The following is a 4,334-nucleotide window of genomic DNA, read 5'->3' on the forward strand; positions in this document are numbered from 1 at the left end:
AGTATTGTAGGACAATCCTATCGAATTAAAGATCATTTTAGCAAAGAAAATGATTGATTTTGTACATGCTTAAACAAGCGAAAATGTACATGTTTATCTTGACATTTACATAAAAATAATACAAATTATTGATACTTTCAAAAGACGAAATTTAAATTTCCATCACAATAATAGCTATGTTTAAGTATGAAACATTCTACCTTCACTATAGCTATGAATATTCTTATTTTAGAATTCCATAGTATCCAAATAGCTCTTTGAGAGATACCTCAATACCGAACTTCTTCAAAGAATCTTTTCTTTGTTCAAAGAGAAGTTCTAAAACTTTTTTCTTATCTTTGTCTCTTCCATAATGAATCAACCTATGACAGTTCGGACATATACTAACTATATTTCCAACAACATCTAAACTATTTTCAAAATCATGTTGCATTCTTAACGGTATTAGATGATGGGCCTCCATATAATTTTTTCGGCTGGCTTCCGATACAAATGTTTCATGTGTGTCATCTATTTCACATTTAAATTCTGCCTGTTTAATAGCTTGTTTAGCTTTTTTCGGATCACGAGGCCATACTTCCCTACCAGATTCCATTTTAGTTTTTTTTCGATTTTCCGGTTTCTCTTCTTCTGCAATCTTTACTTTACTAAAATCCGAATCAATATTAGCCTGATACATATCTTCCTCTTGCTCATCCTCAGAAAGAATAAAGCTCTCATTCAACGCTTTAATAATATTATCAATAGATTTATATTTTGCTAATTTTATTGAATCAATATATGAATATATAAATTTAAAAGATTAAAATAAAAATAAGTACACATGTTTTATTAGGAGGTATATGTATGTCCAACAGCACTTCATGGCTAGATGAAATTATAGCAATATTAACCGAACTAGATGGAGCAGGAACACTGAATCAAATTAAAACAAAGGTTATGGAGCGTAATAAAATTGACTTGAATAGATACCAACACGAACAGTCTATAGCTGCAAGAATTAGAAAGACCATTTATCAGGTAAACTATTATAAAAACGTTCAATGGCCGCTACTAAAACTAAATCTTCTAAATGAGCAGTTTTAAGGTTGTTTATTTTTAAAAACATCAAAAATGCCAAATCCCTTATATCACAAAGGATTTGGCATTTTTAAGTATCTAGAACACGCGCTAAATTTAAGGAGAAATTAACAGACATGAGTCCGGTATAATGCCGTGTCCACACCCAAAGATCGGTTACATAAAATAGCGTATCTAACCTGGGAAGTCTATTGGCCTTTTTCCCTTATAGTAACGCTCTCTTCTACTAAGACCTTTTCTTTCTAGGGCCTACAATTAATTTAATCGCTGTTCTTTCTTCATTATTGATAGAAATCTCTTGAAACGCTGGAACAAAAGCTAAGTCAATACCACTTGGAGCGACGAACCCTCTTGCAATCGCAATTGCTTTAATCGCTTGATTTATAGCTCCAGCCCCAATCGCTTGAATTTCCACATTACCACTTGTTCTTAGTACTCCTGCTATTGCACCTGCGACTGAATTTGGGCTTGATTTTGAAGATACCTTTAATATATTTTCCATGTAAGTTGCTCCCTCTATTATTTAATCTCTCTTTCGTTACAATTTTAAATATTTTAGCGTATCTTTAATTACTATTCACACCAAAAACAAACGATGCTTCATATGTATATTATTCTATATTTTCTGACTTTTTCCTGCTCAGCTACGCAAATAAAAAATAAACTGAATAACCTAATATAAATATAGCTAAATATTATAACTTCACCAAATGATAACATCCATACAGCTAAAGGTAATATTTCTGTTTTGTCAGACTAAATAAATATAGTAAAGTGAAATTTTAATGAGTGGGGGTTTAATTCATCCCCCACCTAACTTCTTTGCTTTCGCTGAATTTTGAGATGGGAGTCTTACTGCTCGGAAAATAGCGGGATAAACGTTTCCTCGTTACTTCAATCTATTTAGAAATTCCATTTATTTTTCTATCAAATTATAAACCTTATCATCTTCAAAAGGTGTTACAGGTAATACCCAAATACTACACTTCATCATTTGACCACTTTATATTCCAAATCTATTTCCTTTTATAGTACAAGCATACACGCCAATTGTGATTCATCTTCATAAACTACTATGTGGTTTAAATTTATTAAGAATAGGAGGTAATATTTTGGGTTCATACTATCATTCTTCAAACTCGTATAAAAAATGCTCATGCAAATCTTCTTCCAGTTCAAATAAAAAATGTTCATGTGACCATTCACATAAACGAAGCTGTCCTGCATACGGAACTTTTTGGCAAACTGAATTTATAACTGTTCCTTTTGGCGATCCTTTTCCATTTAATCACGTTGGACCTTTAGCAGGAGGTGTTTCCTTACTAAATCCTACTACTATACACTTTAGACAAGCTGGTGATTATAGAGTTTCGTTCATTTCCAGTATTAATACTACTTTAAATCCTGTATTTCCACATATCCCAGTCATAACTATATTTTTAAATAACAATCCACTTGCTAATAGTCAAGGTGACTTCGCTATTCAAATGAATACTTCATCAAATAACGAATGTCTTCAACTCGTTGGCGAAACAATTGTTACAGTGCCTGCTAATTCAACTCTTCAACTTAGAAATAATAGTGGTTTTAATCGTCAAAGTATTGTAACTTGTGACAATGGTATAAATTCAGTTGAATTAACAGTTACAAAACTAAGTTAAAATTATTTCTTCACATTCAGATGCTATTTCAGCATCTTTTTTTATTGAATAACAGTTTTTTCAACTTTTATTATCTCTCCCCACATAAAAAAGTGCAGAATTCTTTCTAACACAAGATTTCTGCACTTTTTATTATACTTATTTATTCTTCCTTATTTCTCTACATAAACCGACTTAACAATCGTACGATTATATGGTTTTCCTTCTTTATTCATCCCTTTTATATCCATCGTAACGTTGTATACTCCCGGTTGTTTTATATCTTTCAAAGCACCTGTAAATGTATTCGTATTAACATTTTGTAATTCATTAAATTCAGAGACTAACTTACCTTCTTTATTAACGACTCTTACTGTTATGGAAAGATCCCCTTTCATTTCAGGTGCTACAGGTGATTTTTTCAGTTTATACTCAGGTTTATTTATTTTAACTTTTGTAGGCATTCGAAGAACAAATGGTGCGTCATCCTTGTAATCGCTTACAACTAAATATGCATCTTTCGACTGCTTCGCCATCATTTTGATTTTCCATTCGCCTACTTCCAATTTATCAAACTTAAATGTTCTAATTGTCGCCCTATTAAAGAAAGATTCGCCTTCACCAGTAGTTATAGCGCTATCTTTATTTGCATAGATTTTTCCTTTTGGAGATACCATTTGTACTTCTACATCAGAAGAAGCAGTTAGTACAGAAACGATTCCTTCAGCCTTTTTATCAACAGAAATACTTTGCTCTATCCACTGATTTTGTGGTAATTCGCCTCCTAAAATATTTTGATTTGAAGTTGTATTTAATTGTTCTAGATCTTCATTTGAACTAGTGCTGGATGCTACTAAAGCTGGTAATCCCACATTTGTCGTACGTAAATATGGTTCAATTCGTGCAAAAACAGCTGATCCTTTTCTTATATTGTCATGATCAAATCTGGAATCTGTAAATAAATGTGTACCGTACGATAGCTTCGCACTCCATTCATTTACTAGTCCATCATTTGAACCGTACGATGATAAATATAACCCGCCCATAGATAATGCAGAAAATGTTGGCCCCCAGCTAGTTCCAGTAGCCGTATAGTAACGGTTTAATTTAGCTGCTGGGTTGTTATCTATTATTGAACGAAACTTTGCCATTTCACCTATTTGTAACGAATACGTACCATCATCTTTTTGACCTAATATAGAAGCAAGCCAACCTGCCCACCAACTATATGACAAATCTGCTAAATTTGAGCCGTGATGCGGTGTAGCAAGTGTAATAACATTTCCAACAAATCGATTCGCACCATATTCAACTAATGCGGCTTGTGTATCAATACCACCTTTACTATGCGCTACAATATTAACTTTTTTACCGAAATAATTATATATTTCTTCAAGTTTTTGTGCTAACAATTTTCCGTTATCCCACTGACTAGCCGAACCTTTCCCTGCAGCATCATACAATTGTATAAACACTGTTTGATAACCTGCTTTTAAAGCATAATCGTAGGGTAAGCGCCCAACGCCTTTTCACATTACTGTGATAGGTTTTCAAACGCTCCCCTCCGAACCGTACGTACATGTTTCCATGTATACGGCTCTCCACTTATCCTCT

General features: G+C 33.0%; 4 protein-coding genes and 1 pseudogene. 2 read left to right on the plus strand and 3 right to left on the minus strand.

Annotated features, from left to right (window positions below; translation table 11 throughout):
• Positions 1-223 precede the first annotated feature (223 nt).
• The gene (locus ACS2CR_RS33580) at positions 224-679 is read right to left on the minus strand and encodes an HNH endonuclease (protein WP_000283853.1); all 456 of its coding nucleotides are present in this window, start codon (positions 677-679) and stop codon (positions 224-226) included.
• A 167-nt stretch (positions 680-846) separates the two neighbouring features.
• Between ACS2CR_RS33580 and ACS2CR_RS33585 the strand changes: the two genes are divergently transcribed.
• On the plus strand, positions 847-1,086 hold the full coding sequence (locus ACS2CR_RS33585) for a hypothetical protein (RefSeq protein ID WP_000071989.1): 240 nt from the start codon (positions 847-849) through the stop codon (positions 1,084-1,086).
• 220 nt (positions 1,087-1,306) lie between these two features.
• Here the strand turns inward: ACS2CR_RS33585 and ACS2CR_RS33590 are convergent, their stop codons facing one another.
• Positions 1,307-1,582, minus strand: coding sequence for a stage V sporulation protein S (locus ACS2CR_RS33590; protein ID WP_000427801.1), 276 nt, complete (start codon positions 1,580-1,582; stop codon positions 1,307-1,309).
• A 610-nt stretch (positions 1,583-2,192) separates the two neighbouring features.
• On the opposite strand from ACS2CR_RS33590, the gene ACS2CR_RS33595 reads away from it, so the two are divergent.
• Positions 2,193-2,741 carry a hypothetical protein gene (locus tag ACS2CR_RS33595; protein ID WP_000536153.1) on the plus strand — a complete coding sequence of 183 codons (549 nt, stop codon included), beginning with the start codon at positions 2,193-2,195 and terminating at the stop codon, positions 2,739-2,741.
• Between the two features lie 152 nt (positions 2,742-2,893).
• Here the strand turns inward: ACS2CR_RS33595 and ACS2CR_RS33600 are convergent.
• Positions 2,894-4,228, minus strand: a pseudogene (locus tag ACS2CR_RS33600) (lipase family alpha/beta hydrolase); the annotation flags it as partial.
• Positions 4,229-4,334 lie beyond the last annotated feature (106 nt).

Source organism: Bacillus cereus group sp. BceL291, from assembly GCF_051776705.1.
GTDB lineage: Bacteria > Bacillota > Bacilli > Bacillales > Bacillaceae_G > Bacillus_A > Bacillus_A cereus.